Genomic DNA, 26,870 nt, shown 5'->3' with positions numbered 1-26,870 from the left:
CTGCGCGGGCCGGGGTTTCCCTCGCTCCGAGGCTTTTCGCGGGCGGCGCTGAACTCGCTGCGCCTTCGGCTCCGCTCAGACATCCAGCGCCCCGTGTCTATTTAGAATCGTCCCGCGAAAAGCCTCTCCACTCGGCGCGACGACAACGGGGAGGCAGGTCCAACCAACGGCGATCGCAGCGTTCTTGCCAGTGGATGATGGCTAGGTCTTTGGACATCTTCGGCACGCTCGGCCTGTGGCCGTTGCGTGTCGCGCCCGCGAAGCGGGCGCCGGGGGGCGTAGGATGTGATGAGCGCAGCGAATCGCATCAGGGTTTCGCACGACGTGGGGAACGGTGCGTTTCGCTGCGCTCAACCGCACCCTACCGGATACCGTCGGTTTTGACCTTCGCCTCCCGTATGGAGCCCCTTGCGGAAGGGTTCTCGGGCCGGCCAGTTAAGAATAGACATGGGGCGCTGGATGTCTGAGCGAAGCGCAGCGTAGCGAGTTCAGCGCCGCCGGTCCGAGGGCCCTGGAGCAAGGTTCCCGGGCGGAATCCGGGTGCCCTTCTTTGGGTACTTTCTTGGGCAAGCAAGAAAGTACCTCGCGGCGCGCTGGCGAGACAGCGCACGGCAGTATGCGGACCGAAGCCACCGTAAACACCGAGCGATGAACCATGGCCAGCCACAACATGGCATATGCGGCCGGATGGTAGGCGGGTGCCTGGAAGGTGCTGCGCGGTAGCGGCCGGGTCAGGCGGGGCAGGGTGTCTGCCAGGTGGTCACGCGGGCGGGATCGCCGTCCGTGTTGTCGAGGCGGGCGAGGGTCATGCGGTTGCCCCAGACGCAGCCGCTGTCCAGGGCCAGCCAGTCCGGTCCGACGCGATGTCCGAGGGCGGCCCAGTGGCCGAACGCGATCGGGTGGCCGGCGGCCGCGCGGCCGGGTACCTGGAACCAGGGGGTGAGGCCGGATGGGGCCTCTTCCGGCGGGCCATTGCCGGCGAATTCCAGCGCCCCATCGGAGGTGATGTAGCGCATGCGGGTGAAGGCGTTGATGGTGTAGCGGGAGCGGTCGTAGCCGTCGAGATCGGGGCTCCACAGTGTCGGTTCATCGCAGTACATGACCTCGAACAGCGCCTGACGGCGGGCGGGGTCGCGTAGATCGGCCTCCACGCGCCGTGCCTCGGTCTGCGCTGTGTCCGGGTCCCAGGCCGGCGGGAGGCCCGCATGCACCAGCGTCCAGCCGCTGGCCGTGTCGGAATGCAGTAGCGGGCGCCGCGCCAGCCAGTCCAGCAGGTCGGCGGCGTCCGGGGCGTCCAGCACCGGGCGCAGGGTGTCCTTGCCGCCGGGGGGGCGCACGCCTTCCGCGGTGGCCAGCAGGTGCAGGTCGTGGTTGCCCAGTACCGCGGTCGCGGCATCCCCCAGCGCCCGGACCCGGCGCAGGCAGCCGAGCGAGTCCGGGCCACGGTTGACCAGGTCGCCGACCAGCCATAGATGGTCGGCCGCCGGGTCGAAGCGCACCTGCTCCAGCAGGCGTTCCAGCGGGTCCAGGCAGCCCTGGAGGTCGCCGACGACGTACAGTGCCATCGGGCCGCCTAGTGCAGCGTGCGCGGGACGGATAGCGTGAACGGCGGGATCGGCGCGTCGAAGGTGTTGCCGCGTTCGTCGCGCATGCCGTAGCTGCCTTCCATGGTGCCTACCGGGGTCTCGATCACCGTGCCACTGGTGTACTCGAAACTGTCACCGGGCTCGATGCTGGGCTGTTCCCCGATCACGCCCTCGCCGCGTACCTCCTGCGTCTGGTCGCGGCCATCGCGGATGATCCAGTGGCGGTTGAGCAGTTGCACGGTCAGCGCCCCCGCGTTGCGGATCACCACGTGATAGGCGAAGACATAGCGGTCGTCATCGGGTTCCGACTGGTCTTCCACATAGGCAGTGGAGACCTCGATCTCGATGGTGTGGGCTTCGGTGTCGTGCTCTTGGGGCTGGTTCATGCGGTTGCGGCTCCAGATTCGTGAGCGGGAAACGCCCGTGCGCGGGGCAGGCCCGGCATCAGGGTTTCACGGACCGGCTGGCGTAAACGGCAGCGCCGAGCAGGCCCGGTTCGGGGTGCATGATAAGGGCCACGGGCAATTGCTCAAGCAAGTGGGTCATCGGTGGGCGATTACGGAAGGTGCTACGAAAGCGTGGTCCGCGGAACGTCTCGAGCCAGCGCGGGGCGATGCCACCGGCCAGGAAGACCCCCCCGGTGGGGAGTGCGGTCAGGGCCATGTCCGCCAGTTGCCCGGCGTAGATGCCGACGAAGCGATCGATGACGGCTTGAGCCGAGGGGTGCCCGGCGAGCGCCAGTTCGCCAATCGCCGCGGCGGGTTCGGCAGTCTCCAGGGCCTGCGCCAATTCCGGGTCAGGCTGGCGGTCGAGCTCGAAATGCCCGATACGGGCGATTCCGCGACCGCTGAGCAGATGCTCGCGTGTGCAGTATCCCAGTTCGCGGGCTACGAAATCGCCCAGTGCGGCCTCCTCCGCCCCGCTGGGCGAGAAGCGCGCGTGGCCGCCCTCGCCGGGAAAGATGGTGGCGGCGCCGGGCGGGCCCACCAGACAGGTGCCGAGCCCGGTACCGGCGCCCGCGACCAGGCGCAGGCCGGCGGGATCGTGCGTTCCTTCCTGCAGGGTTTCGTAGTCCTGTGGCTGCAGGGCGTCGAGGCTCGCGCCGATGGCGGCAAAGTCATTCAACAGAGTGACGGGCAGCCCCAGGTGTTCCCCGAGCGTGGTGGTGTCCAGCGCTGGCCAGGGCAGGTTCGTGACGCGCGCCCGGCCGTGATGCACGGGGCCGGCCACCGCCAGACCCGCGGCAGCAAAGGTATCCACTGTCGCAACCTCGGTGCGCCAGCGTTCGAGGATGCTGGCCAGGTCGGGGTGTTCGCGGCTGCGGTAGCGCTCGCCCTCGTGCAAAGACCACCCGTCCGCATCGCGGTGGGCGCGGGCAACGCGGGTATTGGTCCCGCCAACATCGGCAACGATCAGGTCCATGGGCCCATGGTAGCGGATCGCGGCCGCCGGCTGTTCAGGGGGTGGCGGGGTGGAGGCGTCGAGCCAGGGCTTCGAAGCCGGTGATGTCGATGTTCTCCGGGCGCTCGCCCGGATCCAGGCCGGCGGCCTCGAGGTCGGCGATCTCGGCCAGGCCGGAGAGACCGCGGCGCAGGGTCTTGCGGCGGCTGGAGAATGCCTGGTTGACCACCCGCGCGAAGGTTGGGTACAGCGTCGGCGCGACGCGCGGTTCGGCCAGGGGCGTGATGCGCACGACGCTGGAGTAGACCTTGGGTGGGGGGTGGAAGGCCCCGGGGGGCACGGTGAACAGGGCGGTCGCCTCGGCGCGGGCGGCCAGCATCACCGTCAGGCGCCCGTAGCGCTTGCTGCCGGGGGCGGCAGTCATGCGCTCCACGACCTCGCGTTGCAGCAGGAAGTGCATGTCGCGGATGGCGCCGACCTGATCCAGCAGGTGGAACATCAACGGGGTGGAGATGTTATAGGGCAGATTGCCGACCACACGCCAGCCCCGCTCGGGCAACGCGCCGAGGTCGGATAGCTGCATATGCAGGGCGTCGCCCACGTGCAGGTCCAGGCGTTCTGGGGGGAAGCCGGCGCGCAGGCCGGCCGCCAGGTCGCGGTCGATCTCCACCGCGACCAGATGCTCCAGGCGCTCCAGCAGGGCGGCCGTCAGGGCGCCACGGCCAGGACCGATCTCCAGCACGGCATCGCCGGGTTGCGGGGCGATCGCCGCGACGATGCGCGCGAGGGTGCCGGCATCGTGGAGGAAGTTCTGGCCGAAACGCTTGCGGATCGGCGACGAGGTCTTGATTCGGGTCATGCCCTGGGGGTGCTCCGGCGTGCGGCGGCTCGCGCCGCAAGGGTTTCGGCCAGGCGTTCGGCGGCCTGGAAGCTGCCGACCTCGGCGCGCCCGGTGCCGGCCAGATCCAGTGCCGTGCCGTGGTCCACCGAGGTGCGGATGAAGGGCAGGCCCAGGGTGACATTGATGGCGCTGCCGAAGCCGGCATGCTTGAGCACCGGCAGTCCTTGATCGTGGTACATGGCGAGCACGGCGTCGACGCCGTGCAGGGCGCGCGGGGTGAATGCGGTGTCGGCCGGGAGTGGCCCGCGCAGACGCATGCCGGCTTCCCGCAGGCGGTCCAGGGTGGGGGTGATGATCTCGATCTCCTCGCGTCCGAGGACACCATCCTCGCCGGCATGCGGGTTCAGCCCGCAGACGGCGATCACCGGGTCGGCGATACCGAAGTCGCGCTGCAGGTCGTGATGTAGGACGCGGGTCACGGCCTCCAGGCGGTCTGCGCTGATGGCGTCGGGGACCGCGCGCAGTGGCAGGTGGGTGGTGACCAGCGCGACCCGCAGGCCCTCGGTGGCCAGCAGCATCACCGGCATCGGCGCGCCGGCGCGCTCGGCAAGCCACTCGGTGTGACCACTGAAGGCGATCCCGGCGCGGTTGATTACGCCCTTGTGTACCGGACCGGTGACCATTGCCTCGAAGGTGCCGTCGAGGCAGCCGGCGGCGGCCGTGGCCAGCAACGCCAGCACGTGCTCGGCGTTGGCCGGGTCCAGGGTGCCGGCGACCACCGGGGTTGCCACCGGTACGGGCAGGATCTCCAGGGTGTGGGCCGGGGTGACCGCGCGCGGGCGTTCCGGGTCGAAGTGGATCAGGCGCAGGGACTCGCCGAGCTGGCGGGCACGGGCCTCGAGGACGTCCGGGTCGGCGATGGCGACGCGCTGCGCGTGGCCGCGCTGCCGGGCCATGGCGATCAGGAGATCGGGCCCGATGCCGGCGGGGTCGCCGGCGGTCAGGGCCAGGCGCGGGACCGCGTGGGCCCCGCGCGGATCAGGAGCCGAAGCCGTCGACCCGGTATTCGACATAGGCCTCGTCCCGCAGGCGGCGCAGCCACAACTCGAGTTCTTCCTCGCGCTTGCGGTTTTGCAGGATCTCGCGGGCACGGGCCCGGATCTGTTCGCGCGAGGTGTCGACCTCGCGGCGTTCCAGGACCTCGATGACGTGCCAGCCGAACTGGCTCTCCACCGGTTCGCTGACCACGCCCGGTTCCAGGGCGTCCATGGCCTCCTCGAAGCCGGGCACCAGTTCGCCCGGGCTGACCCAGCCGAGGGCGCCGCCCTGGGCGGCCGAGCCGGGGTCGTCCGAGTTGGCGCGTGCCAGGTCCTCGAAGCTCGCGCCCTCGCGGATGCGGTTGTATAGCGACTGCGCCTGGCGGCGGGCGTCCTCGTCGCTGCGCACCTGGTCCGGGCTGATCAGGATGTGGCGCACGCGGGTCTGCTGCACGCGGGTCTGGTCGCCGCCCTCGCGGTCCAGCAGTTTCATGATGTGGAAGCCGCCGGGCGAGCGCAGGACCTCGCTGATCTCGCCTGTGCGCATCAGCACCGCTTCGCGGGCGAACATGCCGGGGATTTCGCCGGCCGAGCGCCAGCCGAGGTCGCCGCCTTCCAGGGCCTGAGGGCCTTGGGACTCGCTGATCGCGACGGTGGCGAAGTCCTCGCCCTCGCGCACGCGCTGGCGCAGCGCTTCGGCCTTCTCGCGTGCCTCGGCGATCTGGCTGGCATCGGCGCCCTGGGGCAGGGGGACCATGATCTGCGCGATGCGATAGCGCACGCCGCGGTCGATCGCACCGCTCTCGGAGGCGATCAGGTCGGCAATCTCCGGGTCGGAGACGCGGATGCGCTGATCGACCTGGCGGCGCTGCAGCTGGTTCACGGTCAGTTCGTGGCGGATCTGTTCGCGAAAGGCGTTGAAGTCCACCCCGTCCTGCATCAGGGCCTGACGCAGTTGCGGCAGGGTCATGCGGTTCTCGCGGGCGATGTTCTCCATCGCGCGGTTCAGGGTCATCTCGTCGATGTTGATGCCGACGCGCTCGGCCTCCTGCAGCTGCACGCGCTCGACGATCAGGCGCTCCATGACCTGACGGGCCAGGGTGTCCTGATCCGGCGGGCGAGTGCCGCGCTCGACCATCTGCTGGGCGATCAGGTTCATGCGTTCCACCAGCTCGCGCTGGGTGATCACGTCGTCGCCCACCACGGCCAGGATGCGGTCGGTGAAGCGGTCGCCCTCCGGGGTGATGGGGGCGGCCGGGGCCCCGCTGTCGCGGGCGGCCCCGGGGGTGACTGGGGCCTCGACCGCGCCCTGCGAGAGGTCGCCGGCCGCGGGCGCGGTCGTCTGGGCCATCGCCGGCAGGCCGAGGCCGTAGACCAGGGCGGCCAGCAGCGGCAGCAGGGCGCGGGCCTTGCCGCGGCGGCGTTGTTCAGGGACGTGCGTCATATCCGGCAATGCCCTCGCGCAATAGCGAATCCACGCCGGAATCGAACCGTGCCAGGCCGTCCAGCGTGAGTTGGAAGTAGATCGAGTTGTCGTAGGTCTCGTCGAAGGAGAGCGCGCGGCGTGCGACCACGCGGACACCATAGCAGCAACTACGATACTGAAGCCCGGCCAGAAGTTCGAGATCGCGTTCCTCCTGGAGGCTGTAGTTCCAGCGCCCGATGGCGTCGATGCGCTCGGTGACCGGCCACATCACGGAGACATCGGTCTGGTCGATGGAACGGGCGCCGGCCTCGCGCTGGCGGTCTTCGCGCTGGCGGTAACCGACGTTGATCCGGGCGCGCTCGCGGGGGCTGTAGCCGACCGAGACCGCCGCCAGGGTGGTCTCGCCGGCATCCTGATTGTAGAGGATGGACCCGCGGCCGTCCCAGGCGTCGCCGATGCGCACGCGGCCCTCCACGGCGAGGTCTGATCGGGAATTAGTCATCGGCTCGCCCCTACGAGTATTGGGGAGAGCACGGCGGACCTCGCGGTCTTCCAGATAGTGGATCTGACCGGCGGACAGGCTCAGGCGTTCACGCCCGGTCTGCTGGTCGAAGATCCGCGTGGTCAGGGCGGTGGTGACCTGGTGGGTGTCGCCCACCCGGTCGGCGCCGACGAAGCGGTCGAGGCTGAACAGGTTGTCGAAGCTGAAGTCGGCCTCGCCGGTATCGAAGATCGGGATGTCATTCTGGTCACGAAAGGGCACATAGCCGTAGAAGATGCGCGGTTCCAGGGTCTGCAGCCGTCGCCCGTCCGCGATTGGGCGCTCGAAGATCAGTCCGGTGTCGATGGAGGCCCGCGGCACGGTGCGGCTGATCGATTCCGGACGGTCGTCCTGGCCGCGGCGGTCCAGCTCGTAGCGGGTGTGACGGATGCCGACGGCGGGTTCGAAGAAGAAGCCGCCGGTGTCATGGCGCCAGCGCACCTCGGGGTTCAGGTCGAGGCGGGTGCCCAGCGGGCGCGCGGACTGTGTTTCACTGCGCGCGAAGCGCACCAGCTCGGTGTCGAGGTCCCAGGACAGGCCATGGCCCAGGTATTCCCCGGCCTCCAGGGTGATCTGCGGCAGGCGCTGGTAGGGCTCGCCGGCGTCGCTCAGATCGGGGTCGACGATCTGGTAGTCCTCGATACGGGTGCGCAGGCGATAGGCGGGCTGGTTCCAGGTCAGGTCGGCGGAGCGACGCAGGTAAGGCGTGGAACCGGTGTAACGATCGGATCGGTCGAAATCGAAGAAGTATTCGCGGTCGGACACATCCGCGGCGTCGAGGCGCAGGTTCAGGTTGGAGGTAATCCGGGTCTGGTGGCGCCACTGGGCGAAGTGGCGATCTTCGCCGGTCTCGCGGTCACCCGGCAGATAATGGACGTCGAGGACGCCATTGTGCCGGGGCTGCAGATAGCGGAACTCGGTGCCCAGCATCACGCCGCGTTCTTCCATAATGCGCGGGGTGAAGGTCGCGTCGTAGTTGGGCGCGATGTTCCAGTACCAGGGGGTCGAGAGATCGAATCCGGTGCGCCCGCCGGTACCCACACTGGGCAGCAGGAAGCCGCTCTTGCGGCGATCGTCCAGCGGGAAGTTGATGTACGGGGTGTAGGCGATGGGCACGCCCTTGAAACGGATCGTCGCGTTGCGGGCCACGCCGACGCCGCTTTCGCGGTCCAGCTCCAGGTCGCCGGTGCGCAGCCACCAGGAGTCGTTGCCCACTGGGCAGGTGGTGTATTCGGCGTCCTCGAAGTCGTGGAGGTGCGGGGCATGCTGAACGCCGCGTTCGGCGCTGCCGCGTGCCGGGATGGACTGCACCAGGAAATCGATTCGGCGGAACTCGCCGGTCTCCGCGTCCAGGCGATATTCGCCGCCCTCGGTGTGCAGCAGCAGGTCGCCGTCGAACAGCCGGGTGTCGCCCTCGGTGCGCGCAGTGCCGGAGGCGCGATCGTATTCGAGGAAGTCGGTATCCAGGCGTCGCCCGGCCTCGAACAGGTGCACGTTGCCCGTGGCCGAGATGCGTTCGCCATCGCGGCGGACGTGATCGGCGTCAATCTCGGTCAGGCCGCCCTCGAGGGTACGCAGCTCGGGCCATTCGATCCCCGGGGCAAACGCGCATCCCGACGGGCGTTCGTCGGCGGGAACGGTTACGGGGATCAGGCCGGCGGCCGCCAAGCCCAGGCTCACCGCGACCTGCCGCGCGATCGGGTGACGGCGAGGCGCGGAGCTGGCGGGCCGGCGGCTCATCCCGAATTCAGGACAGCAGCTGGCGGATCTCGTCGAAGATCAGCTCGATGTCGCGGGTGCCGTTGATGTGCTTGAGCAGGCCATGACCGTCGTAGTACTCGATCAGCGGCTGGGTCTGCTCCTCGTAGACCTTGAGGCGGTTGACCACGGTCTCTTCGTTGTCATCCGCGCGGTGGACCAGGTCACCGCCGCACAGGTCGCACACGCCTTCCTTTTGTGGCGGGAAGGTATGGGTGTTGAACACTGCGCCACAGTCGCCGCAGGAGACACGCCCGGTCAGGCGCTGCTTGAGTTCCTCGAACGGGACGTCGATCTGGATCGCGCGGTCGAGCGGCGACTCGATGTCGGCCAGCATGGTATCCAGGGCCTCGGCCTGGGCGACGTTGCGCGGGAAGCCGTCGAGGATGAAACCCTTCTGCGCATCGGGTTCCTGCAGGCGATCGCGGATCAGCCCCAGCACCAGGTCGTCGGGGACCAGCTGGCCGGCATCCATCGCGCTCTTGGCCTGCTTGCCGAGTTCCGTCTCGGCGGCGACGGCGGCACGCAGCAGGTCGCCGGTGGAGATCTGGGGGATGCCGAAGGTGGCGACCATCTTCTTGGCCTGGGTGCCCTTGCCGGAACCGGGGGCGCCCATCAGGACGATACGCATAGCTGACTCCTGCCGGGTGCCGCGCCGAACCGCAGGACTAGCCGGGAACGGGGGCGGCACGGTGAATGGCGGTGGCGAAACGGGGCTGGTCACTGAAGACGCAAACCGTTTCCCGAGCGCGGTCTTATACCGCCTGAAGGTGCTTGCCCGCAACCGTTGGGGCCGCTGGCCGGGTGCCCTTGAGGTGCGTGTCCCCTGTATAATGCCCGGCTAGCCAAACAAACTTTTTGGGAAGCAAGCATGGACATGAACCAGATCGAAGCCGGCAAGGATCTCCCCAATGACGTCAACGTCGTGATCGAGATCCCCGCCCACGGGCAGCCCGTCAAATACGAGATCGACAAGGACAGCGGGGCCCTGATGGTTGATCGCTTCATGACGGTCGCGATGTTCTATCCGTGCAACTACGGGTTTGTTCCGCACACCCTGTCGGAAGACGGCGATCCGGTGGATGTGCTGGTGGTCACCCCGGTGCCGCTGATGCCGGGTTCGGTGGTGCGTTCGCGTCCGATCGGCGTGTTGCAGATGACCGACGAGGCGGGTGTGGACGCCAAGATCCTGGCCGTGCCGGTGACCAAACTGCATCCGCAGTACGAAAAGTATCAGGGGCCGGAGGACGTGGGTCAGGAACTGCTGGACTCGATCAAGCATTTCTTCGAGCACTACAAGGAGCTGGAGAAGGGCAAGTGGGTCAAGGTCGAGGGCTGGGCGGACGCCGAGGCGGCCAAGGCGGAGATTGTTGCCAGCTACAAGCGTTTCCAGAAGAGCAAGATCTGACGTCGCCACCCGCTGTATGCAGCGAGAGGCCAGCGCCGGGCCGCCCCCTTGGGGCGGTCCGGTCTTTGCGTGGGCGGTGGTCAGCGGGGATCACGGCCCCGTGACCCCCTGAAATGGCGGAACGCGACGCCTACGGCGAGGAACAGCAGGACCGCGAACGCTTTGCCGTGCGCATCCTGCTGGCGCTGGTGATCCTGGGGGTCATTCTGCTGGCACTGGGCTGGCGGCTTTCGGGCCTGCAGGTCGGTGCGCACACGCACTTCACCACGCTCTCGGAGAACAACCGCCTGCGGGTGGAACCGATTGCCCCCACTCGAGGGGTGATCCGCGACCGCAATGGCGTGCTTCTGGCGGGCAATCGCGCCTCCTATCAGCTGGAGGTCACGGTCGAGCAGGCCGGCGATCTCGATTCCCTGCTCGCTCGCCTGCGCGGTTACGTGGAGCTAAGCGAGGCGGACGTCGAGCGGTTCCAGCGCGGGGTGCGTCAGCGGCGGCCGTTCCAGCCGGTGTTGCTGAAGGCCGGCCTGGACGACGAGACGGTGGCGCGGATTGCGGTTTCGCGCCACGAGCTGCCCGGGGTGGAGATCGAGGCGCGGCCGCTGCGGTTCTATCCGCTGGGGTCCAAGTTCTCGCATGCGGTCGGCTATGTCGGGCGCATCAATCAGCAGGACCTGCAGCGGGTCGACGGGCGTGCCTATGCCGGCACTTCGCATATCGGCAAGAGCGGCGTCGAGCGCTACTACGAGGATCTGCTGCACGGGCGGCCGGGCTATCGCCAGGTGGAGGTGAACGCCCAGGGGCGCGTGATCCGCGAACTCTCGGTGACCCCGCCGCAACCGGGCACGGACCTGACCCTGACCCTGGACGTCAACCTGCAGCAGGCGGCCTATCGGGCGTTGGCCGGGCGGGACGGGGCCATCGTGGCCGTGGATCCGAATAATGGCGAGGTGCTTGCGCTGGTCAGCGCCCCCGGTTTTGATCCCGAGTCGTTCGTCCACGGGATCTCGCAGGCCGACTTTGCCGCGGTGCGTGACGACTATCGCCGGCCTCTGTTCAACCGCGCCCTGAGTGGCCAGTACCCGCCGGGTTCGACGATCAAGCCGCTGGTGGGTCTGGCGGCCCTGGACGAAGAGGTGACCACCGCCGAGCGCGAGATGTTCGCCCGCGGGTATTTCCAGCTCCCGGGGCATGAGCGGCGCTATCGCGACTGGCGTCGCGAGGGGCATGGTCGCGTGGACATGTCGCGCGCCATCGCGGTGTCGTCGGACGTCTATTTCTACGACCTGGCCCACACCATGGGGATCGACCGCATGGTCCCGATTCTGGGGGCCTTCGGGATCGGGCAGCGGACCGGGATCGATTCCACCGGGGAGCGCCCGGGCATCCTGCCCAGCCGCAACTGGAAGCGGGCCACGCATGACCAGGTGTGGTTTCCCGGCGAGACCCTGATCACCGCGATCGGTCAGGGCTACATGCTGTCGACCCCCCTGCAGATGGCCGACTTCACTGCGGCCCTTGCGGCCCGTGGCGAGCGCTATCAGCCGCACTTGCTGCGCGCCATGGACAACGGAGTGGGCGAACCCGAATATCGCTTACCCCTGCTGCGGGATCCGGTAACGGTCGACGAGAAACACTGGGACGCCATCCATGGCTCGCTGGTGGAGGCCGTGAACGCGCGTCATGGCACCGCCTGGGGTAGCGTCGGCAGTACCCGGCCGGAGTACACCATCGCCGGCAAGACCGGTACCTCGCAGGTGTTCAGCCTGGGCGAGGACGAGGAATACGACGAGGAGGAACTGGCACGGCGCCTGTGGGACCATGCCCTGTTCGTCGGATATGCCCCGGCCGAGGATCCGCGCATCGCGGTGGCGGTGCTGGTGGAGCACGGCGGTTCCGGTGGCCGGGTGGCGGCGCCGGTGGCCCGCGAGGTGATGGATGCCTATCTGCTGGAGGGGGCGGGCATGACGATCGATGTCCCGGAGGACGAATGATCAGCGTGACCGGCCGCGAGATGTCCGTTAGTCAGTGGGCGCTGCGCAGCCTGCGCCTGGACAGCGTGCTGCTGGTGCTGCTGTCCATCCTGCTGCTGCTGGGGCTGGCGATACTGTTCAGCGCCACCGGCGAGAGCGTGGTCGCCCTGGAGCGACAGGTCATGCGGATCGGCCTGGGGGTGGTCGCCATGCTGCTGGTCGCCCAGGTGTCCATGCATGCCCTGCGCGCGATCTCGCCATGGCTCTTTGTAGCCGGTGTCCTGCTGTTGCTGGCGGTGATGTGGGTCGGGGATGTTGGCAAGGGCGCGCAGCGCTGGCTGGATCTCGGCTTCATGCGCTTCCAGCCTTCGGAGATCATGAAGCTCGCGGTGCCGATGATGGTGGCCTGGTACCTGTCCCAGCGGGATGGTCGTCCGCGCTTCCGAGACCTGGTGGTGACCGCGGCGCTGATCCTGGCGCCGGTCTATCTGATCATGCAGCAACCGGACCTGGGCACCTCGATGCTGGTCGGAGCCGCCGGGTTCCTGGTGATCTTCCTTGCGGGGCTGGGCTGGCGCTGGTTCGTTGGGCTTGGGGTCACGGCGGCCGCCGCCATCCCGATCCTGTGGTCGCAGATGCTGGATTATCAGCGCCAGCGGGTGCTGACGCTGTTCAACCCGGAGTCCGATCCTCTGGGCGCCGGTTATCACATCATCCAGTCGAAGATCGCCATCGGGTCCGGCGGGCTGTATGGCAAGGGCTGGCTGAACGGGACCCAGTCGCAACTGGAGTTTCTGCCCGAGCGTTCCACCGACTTCATTTTTGCGGTCTACGCCGAGGAATTCGGCTTTATCGGTGTCGCGCTGTTGCTGCTGCTGTATTTTGCGATTGTTGCGCGCGGGCTCTGGATCGCCGCGCTGGCACAGGATCGCTACGCCCGGTTGCTGGGCGGGAGTATCAGCCTGACCTTTGCGGTCTACATGGTGGTCAATATCGGCATGGTGACCGGCCTGTTGCCGGTGGTCGGCGTGCCGCTGCCCCTCGTCAGTTACGGGGGTACTTCGCTGGTGACCCTTATGGTCGCCTTCGGTATTCTCATGAGCATAGCCTCCCAGAAACGCCTGGTGAATCGATGAGCCTGAACTTGCGCCCCGTGTGGGCCCGCATTGTCCGCCCGACCCTGTTATGGACGGGGCTGGTCCTGTCCCTGGCGGCCGTGTCCCTCCCGGTCGCGGCCGAAAGCGAATTCCGTGCCGGCGATCCGCCGTATCTCGAGCGCGACGAGGTGCAGGCGTTCATCGACGAACAGGTGGAGGCCGGCCGCGACCGCGAGGCGCTGGAGGCGATGTTTGCCGCCGCCGACCCCCAGCAGCGCATCCTCGACCTGATCTCCAGCCCGGCCGAGGCGCGGCCGTGGAAGGACTATCGTCCGATCTTCATCACCGACGAGCGCATCGAGCGCGGTCGCGACTTCATGGAAGAACACGGCCGCTGGCTCAAGCGCGCCGAGGATCGCTTTAGTGTGGAGCCGAAGATCATCGCCTCCATTATCGGGGTCGAGACCTACTATGGCCGCAACACTGGCGGCTTCCGCGTGTTCGATGCCCTGGTGACCCTGGGCTTCGACTACCCGCCGCGGTCGGATTTCTTCCGCCGCGAGCTGGGTGAATTCCTGACCCTGGTGGACGAGGAAGGCCTGGATCCGCGCGAGACGCGCGGATCCTACGCCGGGGCCATGGGGCGCGGTCAGTTCATCTCGTCCAGCTACCGCCACTACGCGGTGGACTTCGACGGCTCCGGTCAGCGTGACCTGTTGAACTCCTGGCCGGACGCGATCGGCTCGGTGGCCAACTACTTTCGCGAGCACCACTGGAACCATGGCGAGCCGGTGGTGGCGAAGGCGCGGGTCGAGGGGGATGCCCACGAGGCCCTGAGCAGTCGCAACTATCAGGCCCGCTTCGGTCTCGACGAACTGGCCGAGCACGGCATTTATCCCGACGAGGCCGTGGACGAGGATGGCGAGTATTCCTTCATTCGTCTCGAGGGTGATGACGGTTACGAGTACTACCTTGGATATCCGAACTTCTACGTGATTACCCGCTATAACCGGAGCCCGCTGTATGCGATGGCCGTGCACCAACTTGCCGAGGCACTGGCCGACTAGTCCGGCCTCCGGGCCTGCGCCCGGGGCGCTCCTGCTGGGGTTTGTGTTGCTGGCGCTGGCTGGCTGTTCCGGTACCCCGGAGCGCGACCCGCGCCCGCTGGGTGACGCCGCCTATGACAGTTACCCCGATGCGGCCGACGTGCCGCAGGACCTGGCCCTGATCCCGGAACCGGAGCCGCGCAACGAGCCGCCCAGCCGCTATGGCAACCCGTCGGAATACGAGGTGTTCGGGCAGCGTTATCGCACCCTGCGGACCAGTGACGGCTTCGAGGAAGAGGGCATTGCCTCCTGGTACGGCACAAAATTCCACGGCCGGCGTACGTCCAGCGGCGAGCCCTATGACATGTATGCGATGACGGCGGCACACAAGTCTCTGCCGCTGCCAAGCTATGTCGAAGTCACCAACCTGGAGAACAACAAGCAGGTGGTGGTGCGGGTGAATGATCGCGGGCCATTTGTGGATGGGCGCATCATCGACCTTTCCTACGCTGCGGCCCATCGCATCGACATGACCGATGCCGGTGTGGCTCGGGTGCGTGTGCGCTCGGTGGGGCCGGGTGATACCGAGTCCGACGACCGAGTTGCGGCCGCGCCGGCCGCGGGGTCCGTCGTCGACGTGGCTGCCGTGACCTCGCCGGAACGGGGGGGCGAGCGAGCCCCCGAACCGGTACCGGAGACAGCAGACTCCGGGGTGCCCGCCGCCGGGTCCAGCGGCGAGGGCGCCGGGGGCGGGCGTTTTGTCCAGGTCGGGGCGTTTTCCGAGCGCCAGTCCGCCGAACGGGTGCGCGAAGATCTGCGCGCCCTGGGTTTCGACCCGGTTCGTATCTCCACCCTGGGGCGGGACAGCGGTGCGGAACTCCATCGCGTGCGGATTGGCCCGCTGGAGGATGGCGATGCGGTCCGTGCGATCACGGATCGCCTGCAGGGTGCGGCGCACGTTGATTACCGCGTGGTCGAGAACGCCCAGTAAAGGCTCTGCCGCTGTTGTTTTTCCGGCCCGTCCCGGGCCCCACTCTGCTATCGTAGACCGGTCCTTAAGGAGGTCCTTCCCTGTCATGACTCTGTCCGTCCGCATTCCCTTTTTGCCGTTTCTGGTGGCCTGCCTGCTCGCGATGCTGGTGCTTGCTCCGGTGCACGCGCAGGAACAGCAACTGCCCGTGGCCGGGGATGGGGCGATCACCCCCAGCGGGATCCCGCGCCCGCCATCGGATGTGACGGCGGGGAGTTATGCGCTGATGGACTTCGACTCCGGTCTGATGCTGGCCAGTCGCGAGCCGCAAGTGGAGCGCGAACCGGCCAGCCTGACCAAGGTGATGACTGCCTACGTGGTGTTCGGCGAGATCACCGAGGGCCGCATGGCGCTGGACGATATGGTCACGGTGAGCGAGCGTGCCTGGCGCACCGGGATGACCGGGGCATCGCGGATGTTCATCGAGGTCGGCGAGGAGGTCGCGGTCGAGGATCTGTTGCGTGGCATGATTGTCCAGTCCGGGAACGACGCCTCTACCGCTCTGGCCGAGCATGTGGCCGGCTCCGAAGGGGCCTTTGTCGACATGATGAACTCCCAGGCTCGTGAGCTGGGGATGCGCCAGTCCTATTTTGCCAACCCGCATGGCCTGCCTTCCGAGGAGTCGCAGTACACCACTGCGCAGGACATGGTGCTGCTGGCGCGGGCGCTCATTCGCGATTTCCCGGATCTCTATGGCTACTACAGCGAGCGGTCCTTCGAGTACAACGACATCTCCCAGAGCAACCGCAATATGCTCCTGTGGCGCGATTCCGGCTTTGATGGGCTGAAGACCGGCTGGACCTCGAGCGCCGGGTACAACCTGGTGTCGTCGGCCAAGCGCAATGATCGTCGCCTGGTGGCCGCGGTGATGGGCATCGAGGCGGCCGACCATCAGCAGGGCGGGACCCGCCGTGCGAACGAATCCCAGGCGCTGGTGAACTGGGGTATGCGTTTCACCGCGACCCGCAAGTTGTTCGAAGGGGCGCACGAACTGGGAACGCCACGGGTCTACCGCGGGGCGGATACCGAGGTCGCCGTGGGGCTGGCCGAGGACTTCTGGGTGATGGTTCCGCCGGGGCGTGAGGACGACCTGGACGCCTCGATGGAGGTGCACCAGCCGTTGGAGGCACCGCTGGCGGCGGGTGACCCGGTCGGTGAGGTGGTCGTGCGCCTGGATGGCGAAGTGATCCGTACCCAGCCACTGGTTGCGTTGCACACGGTGGAGCAAGGTGGCCTCGTGCGCCGCCTGTGGGATGGGGCAGCGCTGGGTATCCAGGCGGCCTGGCCGTTCTGACACGCAGGCCGCGCGTGAGTATTGCCTACTTCAACGGGGACTATCTGCCGCTGGACCAGGTGCGGATCTCGCCGCTGGACCGCGGTTTCCTGTTCGGGGATTCGGTCTACGAAGTGATTCCCAGCTACGCGGGCGAATTCTTCATGCTCCCCGCGCATCTCGAGCGCCTGGATCGGTCCCTCGCGGCCATTCGCATCTCCAACCCCTTTGATGCGGGGCAGTGGACTGCGCTTCTGGAAGATCTGCTGGCGCGCAATGCCGATCCCGCTACCCCGGATCTGGGGGTGTACCTGCAGGTGACCCGCGGCGTGGCCCCGCGCGATCATGCCTTCCCGCTGGATGCCCGGCCGACGGTCCTCGCGATGGTGAGCCCGATCCGTCCTCTGCCGGAGACGGTGCGCACGGAGGGTGTGGCGGCCGTGACCGCCGAGGATCGCCGCTGGGGCCACTGCGACATCAAGGCGACCACGCTGCTGGCCAATGTCCTGAACCGCCAGGCCGCGGTCGAGCAGGGTGCGGTCGAGGCGATCCTGCTGCGTGATGGACAGCTCACCGAGGGTGCGGCCAGCAACGTCCTCGTGGTCCTCGACGGCCGTCTGGTGACGCCGCCACTTGCGCCTTCGGTGCTGCCCGGGGTGACGCGGTCACGGGTTCTCGATCTGGCGCGCGAGTTGGGCTATCCGGTGGAGGAGTGCGCGGTAAGCGAGCCGGAGCTGGCACGGGCCGAGGAGATCTGGCTGACCAGTTCGACCCGCGAGATCCTCCCGGTCACGCGCCTCAATGACCGGGTCGTGGGTGCGGGACATCCTGGTCCGGTCTGGAAGGCCCTCCATGCGGCCTATCAGGCTGCCAAGCCGGGTGCGCCCGTGAGTGAGCCAATGCAGTCCGGAGGTGCCGCATGAGTGACCGCGAGACCCTGATCGAATTTCCCTGCCGGTTCCCGGTGAAGGTGATGGGGGATGCCCATCCAGAGTTGATGGAGGCCGTAGAGGGTTGCGTGGCCGAACACCTGGATGCCGATGACGCGGTGATCGAGCAACGGGCCTCGCGCGCCGGCCGTTACGTCGGCATCACCATCACCTTTACCGCGACGAGCCAGGCACAACTGGACGCCTTCTACCGCTCCCTTGGCCGCTGCGACCGGGTGCGCATGATCCTGTGACACCGGCCCCGGTCGAGGTGCGCGAGCTGGGGCTGCAGCCCTACGTTCCGGTATGGCAGGCGATGCAGTTGCATGGGCGCGAACGCGCGGTCGATGCCCCTGATGCCCTGTGGTGCGTGCAGCACCCCCCGGTCTTCACCCAGGGGCGCAATGGCCGTCCGGAACACCTGCTGGATCCCGGGGCCGTGCCGGTGGTGGCGATCGACCGCGGTGGTCAGGTCACCTACCACGGGCCCGGGCAACTGGTGATCTACACGCTGCTCGATTTGAAGCGGCTCGGGATCGGCGTGCGGCGTCTGGTGGAGTGTCTGGAACAGGCCATCATCGAGACGCTCTCCCAATGGGGTATCGAGGCCGAACGTCGGGCCAACGCGCCCGGGGTCTATGTAGGGCAGGCGAAGATTGCGGCCCTCGGCTTGCGCGTGCGCCACGCCCGCAGCATCCATGGCCTTGCCCTGAACGTGGCACCGGTGCTGGCGCCGTTTGCGCGCATCAACCCCTGTGGTTATGCGGGCCTGCCGACGACCTCCATGCAGGTCCAGCTTGGTGGTCCGGTCGCAATCGATCGCGTTCGCGACGCGCTCCTGGCGAATCTCGCCATCCAGCTGTACGAGGGGGCGGATGTCGCGCTTCGGCATGAGGCGGCGTTGCCCGCCGAACTGGTGCGCGTGCAGGCATTGGGCCGCAGCCCGGCGCCGTAACACGTCGCCTGGTCTTCCCAAGGGTGGGCTGGTCCCGGTTCACCCTCCGGTGTTTACGTGCCTTCTTCGTCTGGCCGCCTGCCAGGCGCTCTCTCGCGAGCGCACCGCGAGGTACTTTCTTGCTTGCCCAAGAAAGTACCCAAAGAAGGGCCCCCGGATTCCGCCCGGGAACCTCGCTCCGGACGCGCTGGGCCGGCGGCGCTGAACTCGCTACGCTGCGCTTCGCTCAGACATCCAGCGCCTTCTTCCGGCCCATCACGCCCTCCACGAGGGGCTCCATACGGGAGGAGAAGGTCAAAACAGGCGGTATCCAGACACCAGCAGCCAGCCCGCACCCCGCAGGGTGCGGATGAGCGCAGCGAAACGCACCGTTCCCCACGCCGCGCGAAACCCTGATGCGATTCGCTGCGCTCATCACATCCTACGCCCCCCGGCGCCCGCTTCGCGGGCGCGGCACGCTATGGCCAAAGGCCGAGCGTGCCGAAGATGCTCGAAGACCTAGCCATCATCCACTGGCAAGCACGCGGGGATAGCCGTTGTTTGGACCTACCTCCCCGTTGTCGTCGCGCCGAGTGGAGAGGCTTTTCGCGGGACGATTCTAAATAGACACGGGGCGCTGGATGTCTGAGCGGAGCCGAAGGCGTAGCGAGTTCAGCGCCGCCCGCGAAAAGCCTCGGAGCGAGGGAAACCCCGGCCCGCACAGCGGGCCGGGGTCGCGGCAGTCGGGCGTGTTTCTTGGGTACTTCTTTGCACGAGCAAAGAAGCCAGTTTTTGATCGACAACGGGCGCGGTGCGCTCGCGAGAGAGCGCCTGGCAGGCGGTGGACCGGAGGCACCGTAAGCACCGAAGGACGAACCGGGACCAGCCTAACCCGGCAGGCGGCCGGACGGAGGCACGTCAACACCGGATGCCGAGCGGGCCAGGTTCGCGATGCAGGGCTGGATGGGCCGGTGGCACGGGCCACCGGGGCCGGGACGGGTCAGGCGGTTTCGAGGCCCTGGGCCTGGAGGTCGGCGTGGTAGGACGAGCGGACCATCGGGCCGCTGGCCACCTGCTTGAAGCCCATCTCGCGGGCGCGGTCGCCGAGCTCGTCGAACTCCTCGGGGGAGAGGAAGCGCGTCACCGGCAGGTGATGGCGCGACGGCTGCAGGTACTGGCCCAGGGTCAGCATGTCGCAGCCGTGGTCGCGCAGATCCTGCAGGACCTCCAGCAGTTCTTCACGGGTCTCGCCGAGCCCCAGCATCAGGCCCGACTTTGTCGGCACGCCAGGGTGCTGTTCCCGGAACTGCCGGAGCAGCTCCAGCGACCAGGCGTAGTCGGCGCCCGGGCGGGCTTCGCGGTACAGGCGCGGGACCGTCTCCAGGTTGTGGTTGAACACGTCCGGCGGGGCCTGCTGCATGATTTCGAGCGCGCGATCCATGCGACCGCGAAAATCCGGTACGAGGATTTCGATTTTCATGCCCGGATTCAGGGAGCGCACCTCGCGGATGCAGTCGACAAAGTGCCCGGCACCCCCGTCGCGCAGGTCGTCGCGGTCCACCGAGGTGATCACGACGTACTTGAGGCCAAGCGCCTGGATGGTCTCGGCCAGGTGACGGGGCTCGTCCGCGTCCAGGGCCTCGGGGCGGCCGTGGGCGACGTCGCAGAACGGGCAGCGGCGGGTGCAGATGTCGCCCATGATCATGAAGGTGGCGGTGCCGTGGGCGAAGCATTCGCCGAGGTTCGGGCAGCTGGCCTCCTCGCAGACGGTGTGCAGTTTCTGCTCGCGCAGGATGCCCTTGATGCGCTGTACCTCGGGCCGTGCCTGGCTTTGCGCGCGGATCCACTTGGGCTTGCGCTGGGGCTTCTCGGTGGGATGGATCTTGACCGGGATGCGCGCGACCTTGTCGGCGGCGCGCTGTTTTTCACCGGGCTGGGGGCGGATTCGAGTGTCCATGGACCTTCCCTGAATTTCGTGGCGGCCGGGTTGTGCGGCCGGCGTGGGGCGATCGGGCGTGCTCAGGCAACCTCGCGGATCAGCGCCTCGACTTCCTGCCTAGCCGTCTCGATGGCGGGCAGGTTGCCGTCCTCGTCCAGGATAAAGCCGAGGCGTTCCACTGCCCGCAGGTCGGTGAGCGGGATGCGGTCGGCGAGCAGGTCGTCTTCGGCATCCCGCGGGCATGCGGCGCGGGCGATTCGCACGATGTCGGTCAGGGCGTGAGCCTCCGGGTTTTCCGGGCCGCCGGAATCGCGAATGGCCTCTATGATATCGGATGCCAGGTCCCATTGCTGGGCAACCAGTTCGCCGATCAGGCCTTCCAGTCGGAACAGTACGCGTTCCACTTCCCCGGGTGTTCGATCCGGATGGGTGCGGGCGACCTCGGCGATGACCGGCAAGGCCCCGACGCGGTGCAGGAGTCCGGCGAGCAACGCACTCTGTGGATCGGCGGCCTCGCACTGGTCGGCCAGCACGCAACTGACCGCGGCAATGCGTGCGGAGCGCCGCCACAGGCGTTCCAGCAGTTCGTGGTAGGGGTTGTCGCGATGGATGAAGACCTGGTGCATCGCCAGGGCCATCACCAACTGGCGGGTGCGTTCCAGTCCAAGCCGGGCGACGGCATCCTGAAGGCGCGAGACGACACGGCGGCTGCCCATGGCCGGGCTGTTGGCCACACTCAGCAGGCGGCCGGCTACACTCGGATCTTCCTCGATGATCCGGGTGGCCTCGGCGATGGAGACATCCGGATCCTTCAGGGCCCGCTGCAGGTGCAGGGCAACCTCGGGGAGCTGGGGCAGGGCCAGTTCCCCGGAGTAGGCATGGGTGTAGATGCTGCTGAACAGTTCGCCCTCGAGATCGGATAGCTCGATCTCGCTGACCTCGACGCTGTCCTGGCCGCCGCCGTCGATCAGGGTTTCATAGACCTTGCGATCAAGCATGGCGAGGGTCGAGCGAGTCGCGGCGATGGCATGGCTGTGGTAGTCGTGCGCATCGAACAGGGGGTTCAGCGCTTCGCTGCTGTCGCCTTTCAACATGACCGAATTGCGCCCGCTGGCCAGGATCATGCGGCCTTCCAGCAGGAAGATCATGCTGCGGAATTCGTCGCGTGCATGCAGCTTGAAGCCCGGATCCACCGTCATGGTCCGGGCGTGTTGCAGTAGCTTGTCGCGGGCCCGGTCGCTCAGCTCGGAAAACGGGCGCAGCTGGGGGAGGCGTTGCTCGATCACCGCGGTTCAGACGTTGAACATGGCGCGGAGTTCTGCCAGATCCTCGGCGCGCTCTTCCAGGAACGCGATCGGCTCGCCGGGTGGGGGCGGGGTGATCCCGAGGACCTCGAAGGCCGCGACATCGGTGGCATCGGGCACGGCCTCGCCTTCGGCGCGGCGGGTGGCCCATTCCGCGACCAGGGCGATGCTGGCGTAGTCCGGTTCGCTGGCGCGATAGCCCCAGTCTCCGGCGTGTTCAGCGACCGTTACCAGGTCGCCGCCCAGATCCCAGTAGTTGATTACCAGGACGCCGGCGAGATTGCTCAGGCGCCGCACCAGCGACTGCACGCGCTCGCGGTCGGGGTGGTCCTCGCGCAGCTCCACGAACTGGATGATCGGGACCGCGCCGATCCCGGCGACCAGCCCGGCCAGCAGTGCCCGCTCGCGGTCCAGCTGCTTCAGCGAGTCCGCGATCAGGTAGCTGTAGGCCGATTGCAGGGCGCCGTGTTTCCAGCTGGACTCCATCGCGTCGCGGGTCGAGGCGTGCTTGGCCTTGAAGGCCTGACGCAGGGCCATGTTCATCGCCAGCATGCGGGTGTTGCGAAAGCCCAGGCGGTTGACCGCGTCGCGCACGGACTGGATCTGCTTGGCGGCGCGAAACAGCGGGCTGTTGGTGGCGTGCAGCAGCGCACCGGCGATCGTCCCGTCGCGCTGGATGACCTCGGTGAGCTTGTCCAGATCGGCATCCGGATCGTTGGTCAGTTCCTGAATGCGCAGCGCGATCTCCGGCATGGTCGGCAATTCCAGCCGATTGCTGGTGATCAGGTCGTAGAGCTCGCCGAAGAAGGCGCCCTCGGTGTCGTCCAGGTCGGTGTCGTGCACTACGAGCGAGGCACTGTGGGCCTTCTTCAGCGCCGCTGTGGGGATCTCCAGCAACTGACAGGTCTTCTCGGTAATGAGGAAGTCCTGCTGCCCGATGTTCTGGTCGAACATCTGCAGGGGGCTGTCCGGATCGGTCGACTCCAGGGTGATGCGGGCCGGATTACCGCCGCTGACGCGGACCAGCTGGCCGCGTACCAGGAACAGGTAGCGATCCTCGACCTCCTGCGGGCGCAGGCGCCGCCCGGCGTCCAGTTCCCGGGCCAGGCAGGCCGAGGCCAGTTCGCTGCGGGCTTGCTCCGACAGGCTTGAGGTCAGGTCCAGGTCCTGAAGCAGGGCATCAATGCTGGTGCTATCCATGGGGCGGTTCCCGATCCGTGCTGTGCCAATCCGTTCCCGCGCTGCAGCGCCGCGTGGCGGGCCGCGGGGCGTACCCGCTGCGCGGGTTACTCGACTGGTGCCAGTGTAGCATCCGATCCGGTGGCGGGAAGCGCTGACGCCGCCCCACGGCAGGCGAAGCGCGGTCGGTCGGCGGCGTCGATCAGGTCATGGGCTTGCAGGAAGCCCCGCGCATCGGCGGCATCCTCGCGGAACCAGGCGGCGGTATTTCCCAGGCGGAAGCTGTAGCCCCAGGCGTCCATGTCCCGCATCAGCCGGTCGCGGCCGACGCCGGGGATCTCGTCGGCCAGCAGGATCTGCAGATAACATACGCCGCACTCCTCCAGGTCATCGCCGCCCGCATTGGTATGCAGGGCGGCGCGCCGTCCTGCGTCCATGCAGATGACGTGTCCGGCCTCATGCAGGGCCGAGTGGATGGGGGTGTCGGGACGCACATGCACGTCATGGCCGACGATTCCGGCCTCGGGTTCGCCCCACCAGCTGCCGGGCAGCGGCGCCTGGGCCGGGTGCACGACCAGGCGCAGGCCGTAGCGGGCGAACAGGGTCACCAGCGCGTCCTGCAGGGCCGGGTCGCCACAGGTCTGGATCGCGGGGTTGTTCATGTGTCGGAGTCGTCGGGCAGGGCCGCGGTGCGCTTGCGGCTGCGCCGCGGGCATTCCTCGGGGTGCTCGCGGCACCAGGCGTCGACCCGCTCGGTGAGGTCGTCCTGAAAGCACAGCAAATAGAATCGCGCCTGCTCGCGGTTGGCGATGGCGGGCCGCCCCAGGGTGTCCACCACGCCGGTGCGCAGCGCCGCGATGATCGCGTTGGCGGCCTTCTTCTGCGGCCAGGCGGTGATCTGCTCCCAGGCCTCGGGCGTGAAATACAGGCGCAGGAGGTCGGGGCGGGTGGTCAGCAGCATGCGCGTGACGTTGCGCAGGGTGGTCTCGGCCTCGCCCCAGTCGTGTACCAGGCCACCCTCCAGCAGGCGTTCGATCTCCTCGCGACCCTTGGGCGACAGCATCGGCACGCGCGCTGAACGCCTCAGGCGTTCGGGGCATCCTCGGGGGTGAAGGCGCGGATGGACAGGGCGTGGAGTTCGCCGGAGTCGATCTGCTCGCGCACGGTGGCGTAGACGGTCTGATGTTTCTTGACCGCGTTCATGCCAGCAAACTGTGGGCTGACGACCAGGGCCTCGAACTTGCCCTCGCCTCCGGTAACCTCGACCTTCTCGGCCGACGGCAGGCCGGCGCGAATGAGTTCGGCCACTTGATTGGCATCCATGATGAGTCCCCTGATTGGTGCGTATTGGTCAGCCGCGGATGATAGCCGGGCGATGGGCCTGACAGAAGTTCCCCCACGCGGGGAACTCGTTCCCGCGGCACGGGTTCGTAGGAAAACACCTGCATGGATTGTCGGGCTGGTTTGGGTTGTTCCGGGTTGGCTGCGCTAGCATCAGGTCAATAACGTTCGGCCCGCCGGGCCATGGAGGCAATCGCAATGATCTTCAAGCAACTGTTCGAGGACGAGTCGTCCACCTATACCTATCTTCTGAGCTGCCCGGATACCGGTAAGACCGCATTGATCGACCCGGTCATCGAAACCGTCGACCGCGACATGCGCGTGTTGCAGGAGATGGGCCTGAGCCTCGATTACGTCATCGAGACCCATATCCACGCCGACCACATCACCGGCGCCCGGATGCTGCGCGAAAAGACCGGCTGCAAGCTGGGCGGGCCGGCGATGGACGAACTGCCGTGTCGCGATTTCGGCTTGCGCGAGGGCGAGCCCTTCCAGGTGGGCAACCTGGTGGTCAACCCGCTCTATACCCCGGGACACACGGATGCGCACCACGCCTACCTGATGGATCACGTGGGCCTGAAAATGCTGTTCTCCGGCGACGCCCTGCTGATCGAGGCCTGTGGCCGCACCGATTTCCAGTCGGGGGATGCCAAGACGCTCTATCACTCGATCCACGACAAGTTCTTCACCCTGCCGGACGAGACCCTGGTGTATCCCGCGCATGATTACGAAGAGCGCCAGATCACCACCATCGGCCAGGAGAAGATGCGCAACCCGCGCCTGGGCAAGGGCAAGCCGGAGGCGGAGTTCGTGAAGATCATGGACGAGATGGACCTGCCGTACCCGAAGAAGATCGACTGGGCCCTGCCGGGCAACGAGGGTTGCGGGATCTGCCCCGACAACCTGCCGGACGAGAAGAGGCGCCTCTGCGAGACCGATCAGCAGGGTTAGTCCGACCCCTTCCGGTGGCTCCGCCAGGAGCCACCGGTTCCGAATGTTCATCCGGTGGGCGGTTTTTACCGCCTGCCGGACCCCGTACACTCCCGCGATGACCGAACTCACACCCGTTGACGTGCTGGGTCCGCTGGATCGCCTGCGCGCGATCATGGCGCGGCTGCGCGATCCCGAATCCGGCTGTGCCTGGGATCGGGCGCAGACGGCCGGGACTATCGTCCCGTTCACCCTGGAGGAGGCCTATGAACTGGCCGACGTGATCGCCCGCGACGAGGGCGAGGTCGCGGATACCCGCGAGTTGCGCGATGAGCTGGGCGACCTGCTGTTCCAGGTGGTATTCCAGGCGCGCATCGCCGAGGAGGCCGGGCGTTTCGATCTGGATGATGTAGCGCGCGCGATCGGCGACAAGCTGGTGCGCCGGCATCCGCACGTGTTTGCCGATGTCGAGCATGCCTCGGATGCGGAGCGCGAGGCGGCCTGGGAGGCGGACAAGGCCCGGGAGCGTGCCGATCGCGCCCAGACCAGTGCCATGGACGACATCCCGCTGGCTCTGCCGGCCCTGTCGCGGGCGGTGAAGAGCCAGCGCCGCGCCGCCCGGCTCGGTTTTGACTGGGACGATCCGGCGCCGGTGGTCGCCAAGATCCACGAGGAGCTGGCCGAGGTACAGGAGGCCGTGGATCAGGGCGAGGCCGAGGCGCGCATCGCCGAGGAGGTCGGCGACGTGCTGTTTGCCGTCAGTAACTGGGCGCGCCACCTGGGTGTGGATCCGGAGGGGGCGCTGCGCGGAAGTACGCGCAAGTTCGAGGCCCGCTTCCGGCATATGGAGGCCCTGGCCGCCGCGCGCGGCGAGCCCCTGGGGGCGCTGGACTTCGCGGCCCAGGAGACCCTTTATCAGGAGGCGCGGCGCCGCGAGCGCCAGCCTTACGACGAATCCGAGACCAAGGACCCGAGATGAGCGACGCCGTCGAACTGCCCGACCACTTTCTGCCGGCCCGGATCGAGACGATCGAGCAGGTCACCCCGTTGATCAAGGTGTTCACCCTGGCCGCGGACCCGCAGCGCTTTACCAGCAAGGCCGGCCAGTGGCTGGATCTGGTGATCCCGCAACCCGAGGGCAAGCCCTTCGTCGGTGGTTATTCGGTCGTGTCCGCGCCGCGCGCGGATGGCCGTTTGCAACTGGCCATCAAGTACGCTGACCACCACCACGCGACGCATCACCTGCACGCGGTCGCGCAGGAAGGCGACACCGTGTACATCACGCCGGGACAGGGCAGTTTCTTCTTCGAGCCCGGCATGGCAAGGAATGTCGTGCTGCTGGGGGCCGGCATCGGCGTGACGCCGCTGTTCGGCATCCTGCGCGCGATCCACGCCGACATGCCCGAGGTCTATGCGCATCTGGTGTACAGCGTGGCGCACCAGGACGAGGTGCTGTTCCCGCAGGAGCTGGAGGCGATGGCCAGGGCGCCGAATATCGACGTCAGCCTGACCGTGACCCGCGAGGCCGAGGACTGGCTGGGCCATACCGGACGTATCAGTCATCGGCTGCTGGAGTCGCTCGATCTGCCGCGCGATGCGCTGTTCTACTTCTGTGGTTCGCGCGAGTTCATCGAGGACATGGCCACCCTGCTGGCGGAATGGGGCATCCCCGAGGCGCAGCTGAAATACGAGAAGTGGTGGTAACGCGCCGCGTGTCTAGCTGAACCCGTCATTGCGAGTCGCCGCAGGCGACGTGGCAATCGATGTGCTCGGCCACCTGATCCCAGCGCTTTGCCAGCGTGGGGGGGTACTCGCTCCGCTCGCCCTTCGGGCCGGCCTGCGGGCATTCAACGCAGCTTCGCTGCTTTTGTGCTTCGTCGCTGCGCTCCTCGCAATGACG

The 26,870-nt window shown here is 67.6% G+C and carries 27 protein-coding genes and 1 pseudogene; 13 read left to right on the top strand and 15 right to left on the bottom strand.

What is annotated here, in order from left to right:
• The first annotated feature begins 194 nt into the window (after positions 1-194).
• On the top strand, positions 195-467 hold the full coding sequence (locus G335_RS14340) for a hypothetical protein (RefSeq protein WP_081623049.1): 273 nt from the start codon (positions 195-197) through the stop codon (positions 465-467).
• 264 nt (positions 468-731) lie between these two features.
• Here the strand turns inward: G335_RS14340 and G335_RS0105720 are convergent, their stop codons facing one another.
• The 8 genes from G335_RS0105720 to G335_RS0105685 are packed head-to-tail and all read right to left on the bottom strand — an operon-like array spanning position 732 to position 9,221.
• A complete protein-coding gene (locus G335_RS0105720) occupies positions 732-1,565 on the bottom strand; it encodes a symmetrical bis(5'-nucleosyl)-tetraphosphatase (protein ID WP_018176132.1) in 834 nt (277 codons plus the stop codon).
• Between the two features lie 8 nt (positions 1,566-1,573).
• The gene (apaG, locus tag G335_RS0105715; protein ID WP_018144096.1) at positions 1,574-1,972 is read right to left on the bottom strand and encodes a Co2+/Mg2+ efflux protein ApaG; all 399 of its coding nucleotides are present in this window, start codon (positions 1,970-1,972) and stop codon (positions 1,574-1,576) included.
• Positions 1,973-2,030: 58 nt separating this feature from the next.
• The gene (locus tag G335_RS0105710) at positions 2,031-3,008 is read right to left on the bottom strand and encodes an ROK family protein (protein ID WP_018176131.1); all 978 of its coding nucleotides are present in this window, start codon (positions 3,006-3,008) and stop codon (positions 2,031-2,033) included.
• Between the two features lie 34 nt (positions 3,009-3,042).
• Positions 3,043-3,846 carry a 16S rRNA (adenine(1518)-N(6)/adenine(1519)-N(6))-dimethyltransferase RsmA gene (gene rsmA / locus G335_RS0105705; RefSeq protein WP_018176130.1) on the bottom strand — a complete coding sequence of 268 codons (804 nt, stop codon included), beginning with the start codon at positions 3,844-3,846 and terminating at the stop codon, positions 3,043-3,045.
• On the bottom strand, positions 3,843-4,901 hold the full coding sequence (gene pdxA, locus G335_RS0105700; RefSeq protein WP_018176129.1) for a 4-hydroxythreonine-4-phosphate dehydrogenase PdxA: 1,059 nt from the start codon (positions 4,899-4,901) through the stop codon (positions 3,843-3,845). Before pdxA ends, rsmA begins: the two co-directional genes overlap by 4 nt.
• Complete coding sequence (locus G335_RS0105695; protein ID WP_018176128.1) at positions 4,867-6,309, bottom strand: peptidylprolyl isomerase; 1,443 nt, start codon at positions 6,307-6,309, stop codon at positions 4,867-4,869. Before G335_RS0105695 ends, pdxA begins: the two co-directional genes overlap by 35 nt.
• Positions 6,293-8,572 (bottom strand): LPS-assembly protein LptD, encoded by a 2,280-nt coding sequence (locus tag G335_RS0105690; protein ID WP_018176127.1) that lies wholly within the window; start codon positions 8,570-8,572, stop codon positions 6,293-6,295. Before G335_RS0105690 ends, G335_RS0105695 begins: the two co-directional genes overlap by 17 nt.
• Positions 8,573-8,579: 7 nt before the next feature.
• Positions 8,580-9,221, bottom strand: a complete 642-nt coding sequence (locus tag G335_RS0105685) for an adenylate kinase (RefSeq protein WP_018144090.1) — start codon at positions 9,219-9,221, stop codon at positions 8,580-8,582.
• A 240-nt stretch (positions 9,222-9,461) separates the two neighbouring features.
• Between G335_RS0105685 and ppa the strand changes: the two genes are divergently transcribed.
• The 9 genes from ppa to lipB all read left to right on the top strand — a co-directional run bounded on the left by ppa (position 9,462) and on the right by lipB (position 18,298).
• Positions 9,462-9,998 carry an inorganic diphosphatase gene (gene ppa / locus G335_RS0105680; RefSeq protein WP_018144089.1) on the top strand — a complete coding sequence of 179 codons (537 nt, stop codon included), beginning with the start codon at positions 9,462-9,464 and terminating at the stop codon, positions 9,996-9,998.
• A gap of 113 nt (positions 9,999-10,111) precedes the next feature.
• A complete protein-coding gene (mrdA, locus tag G335_RS0105675) occupies positions 10,112-11,989 on the top strand; it encodes a penicillin-binding protein 2 (RefSeq protein ID WP_018168121.1) in 1,878 nt (625 codons plus the stop codon).
• Positions 11,986-13,104, top strand: coding sequence for a rod shape-determining protein RodA (gene rodA, locus G335_RS0105670; protein WP_018168122.1), 1,119 nt, complete (start codon positions 11,986-11,988; stop codon positions 13,102-13,104). Before mrdA ends, rodA begins: the two co-directional genes overlap by 4 nt.
• The gene (gene mltB / locus G335_RS0105665; RefSeq protein WP_018176126.1) at positions 13,101-14,132 is read left to right on the top strand and encodes a lytic murein transglycosylase B; all 1,032 of its coding nucleotides are present in this window, start codon (positions 13,101-13,103) and stop codon (positions 14,130-14,132) included. The genes rodA and mltB overlap by 4 nt, the downstream gene beginning before the upstream one ends.
• Positions 14,089-15,102, top strand: coding sequence for a septal ring lytic transglycosylase RlpA family protein (locus tag G335_RS0105660; RefSeq protein ID WP_081623048.1), 1,014 nt, complete (start codon positions 14,089-14,091; stop codon positions 15,100-15,102). The genes mltB and G335_RS0105660 overlap by 44 nt, the downstream gene beginning before the upstream one ends.
• Positions 15,103-15,187: 85 nt before the next feature.
• A complete protein-coding gene (locus tag G335_RS0105655; RefSeq protein WP_018168125.1) occupies positions 15,188-16,435 on the top strand; it encodes a D-alanyl-D-alanine carboxypeptidase family protein in 1,248 nt (415 codons plus the stop codon).
• Positions 16,436-16,449: 14 nt separating this feature from the next.
• Positions 16,450-17,337 carry a D-amino acid aminotransferase gene (locus tag G335_RS0105650; protein WP_018168126.1) on the top strand — a complete coding sequence of 296 codons (888 nt, stop codon included), beginning with the start codon at positions 16,450-16,452 and terminating at the stop codon, positions 17,335-17,337.
• Complete coding sequence (locus tag G335_RS0105645) at positions 17,334-17,597, top strand: YbeD family protein (protein WP_018144082.1); 264 nt, start codon at positions 17,334-17,336, stop codon at positions 17,595-17,597. Before G335_RS0105650 ends, G335_RS0105645 begins: the two co-directional genes overlap by 4 nt.
• Entirely contained in the window at positions 17,594-18,298 is a 705-nt protein-coding gene (gene lipB, locus G335_RS0105640) for a lipoyl(octanoyl) transferase LipB (RefSeq protein WP_018176124.1), read from the top strand. Before G335_RS0105645 ends, lipB begins: the two co-directional genes overlap by 4 nt.
• Positions 18,299-18,524: 226 nt before the next feature.
• On the opposite strand, the pseudogene G335_RS14335 reads toward lipB, so the two are convergent.
• The 7 genes and pseudogenes from G335_RS14335 to G335_RS0105610 all read right to left on the bottom strand — a co-directional run bounded on the left by G335_RS14335 (position 18,525) and on the right by G335_RS0105610 (position 24,022).
• Positions 18,525-18,807: pseudogene (locus tag G335_RS14335) on the bottom strand (hypothetical protein).
• Positions 18,808-19,277: 470 nt separating this feature from the next.
• Positions 19,278-20,234, bottom strand: a complete 957-nt coding sequence (gene lipA, locus G335_RS0105635; protein WP_018168129.1) for a lipoyl synthase — start codon at positions 20,232-20,234, stop codon at positions 19,278-19,280.
• A gap of 62 nt (positions 20,235-20,296) precedes the next feature.
• Positions 20,297-21,502 (bottom strand): HDOD domain-containing protein, encoded by a 1,206-nt coding sequence (locus G335_RS0105630; RefSeq protein WP_018176123.1) that lies wholly within the window; start codon positions 21,500-21,502, stop codon positions 20,297-20,299.
• Between the two features lie 6 nt (positions 21,503-21,508).
• Positions 21,509-22,720, bottom strand: coding sequence for an HDOD domain-containing protein (locus G335_RS0105625; protein ID WP_018176122.1), 1,212 nt, complete (start codon positions 22,718-22,720; stop codon positions 21,509-21,511).
• An 86-nt stretch (positions 22,721-22,806) separates the two neighbouring features.
• Positions 22,807-23,361, bottom strand: coding sequence for a hypothetical protein (locus G335_RS0105620; protein ID WP_018176121.1), 555 nt, complete (start codon positions 23,359-23,361; stop codon positions 22,807-22,809).
• A complete protein-coding gene (locus tag G335_RS0105615) occupies positions 23,358-23,762 on the bottom strand; it encodes a hypothetical protein (RefSeq protein WP_018176120.1) in 405 nt (134 codons plus the stop codon). The genes G335_RS0105620 and G335_RS0105615 overlap by 4 nt, the downstream gene beginning before the upstream one ends.
• A 20-nt stretch (positions 23,763-23,782) precedes the next feature.
• On the bottom strand, positions 23,783-24,022 hold the full coding sequence (locus G335_RS0105610; protein WP_018144075.1) for a BolA family protein: 240 nt from the start codon (positions 24,020-24,022) through the stop codon (positions 23,783-23,785).
• Between the two features lie 216 nt (positions 24,023-24,238).
• On the opposite strand from G335_RS0105610, the gene G335_RS0105605 reads away from it, so the two are divergent.
• Genes G335_RS0105605 through G335_RS0105595 form a run of 3 tightly spaced genes read left to right on the top strand, consistent with a single transcriptional unit; the run spans position 24,239 to position 26,674 of the window.
• Positions 24,239-24,991 carry an MBL fold metallo-hydrolase gene (locus G335_RS0105605; protein WP_018168135.1) on the top strand — a complete coding sequence of 251 codons (753 nt, stop codon included), beginning with the start codon at positions 24,239-24,241 and terminating at the stop codon, positions 24,989-24,991.
• A 43-nt stretch (positions 24,992-25,034) separates the two neighbouring features.
• Positions 25,035-25,949: a nucleoside triphosphate pyrophosphohydrolase gene (mazG, locus tag G335_RS0105600; protein ID WP_018176119.1), complete on the top strand. Its 915-nt coding sequence runs from the start codon at positions 25,035-25,037 to the stop codon at positions 25,947-25,949.
• On the top strand, positions 25,946-26,674 hold the full coding sequence (locus G335_RS0105595) for a ferredoxin--NADP reductase (protein ID WP_018176118.1): 729 nt from the start codon (positions 25,946-25,948) through the stop codon (positions 26,672-26,674). The genes mazG and G335_RS0105595 overlap by 4 nt, the downstream gene beginning before the upstream one ends.
• Positions 26,675-26,870 lie beyond the last annotated feature (196 nt).

The organism is Thioalkalivibrio sp. AKL8, from assembly GCF_000380525.1.
Taxonomy (GTDB): Bacteria; Pseudomonadota; Gammaproteobacteria; order Ectothiorhodospirales; family Ectothiorhodospiraceae; genus Thioalkalivibrio; species Thioalkalivibrio versutus.
Note: the sequence above shows the minus strand (reverse complement) of the source record. Positions and strands in the feature narration are given on the sequence as shown.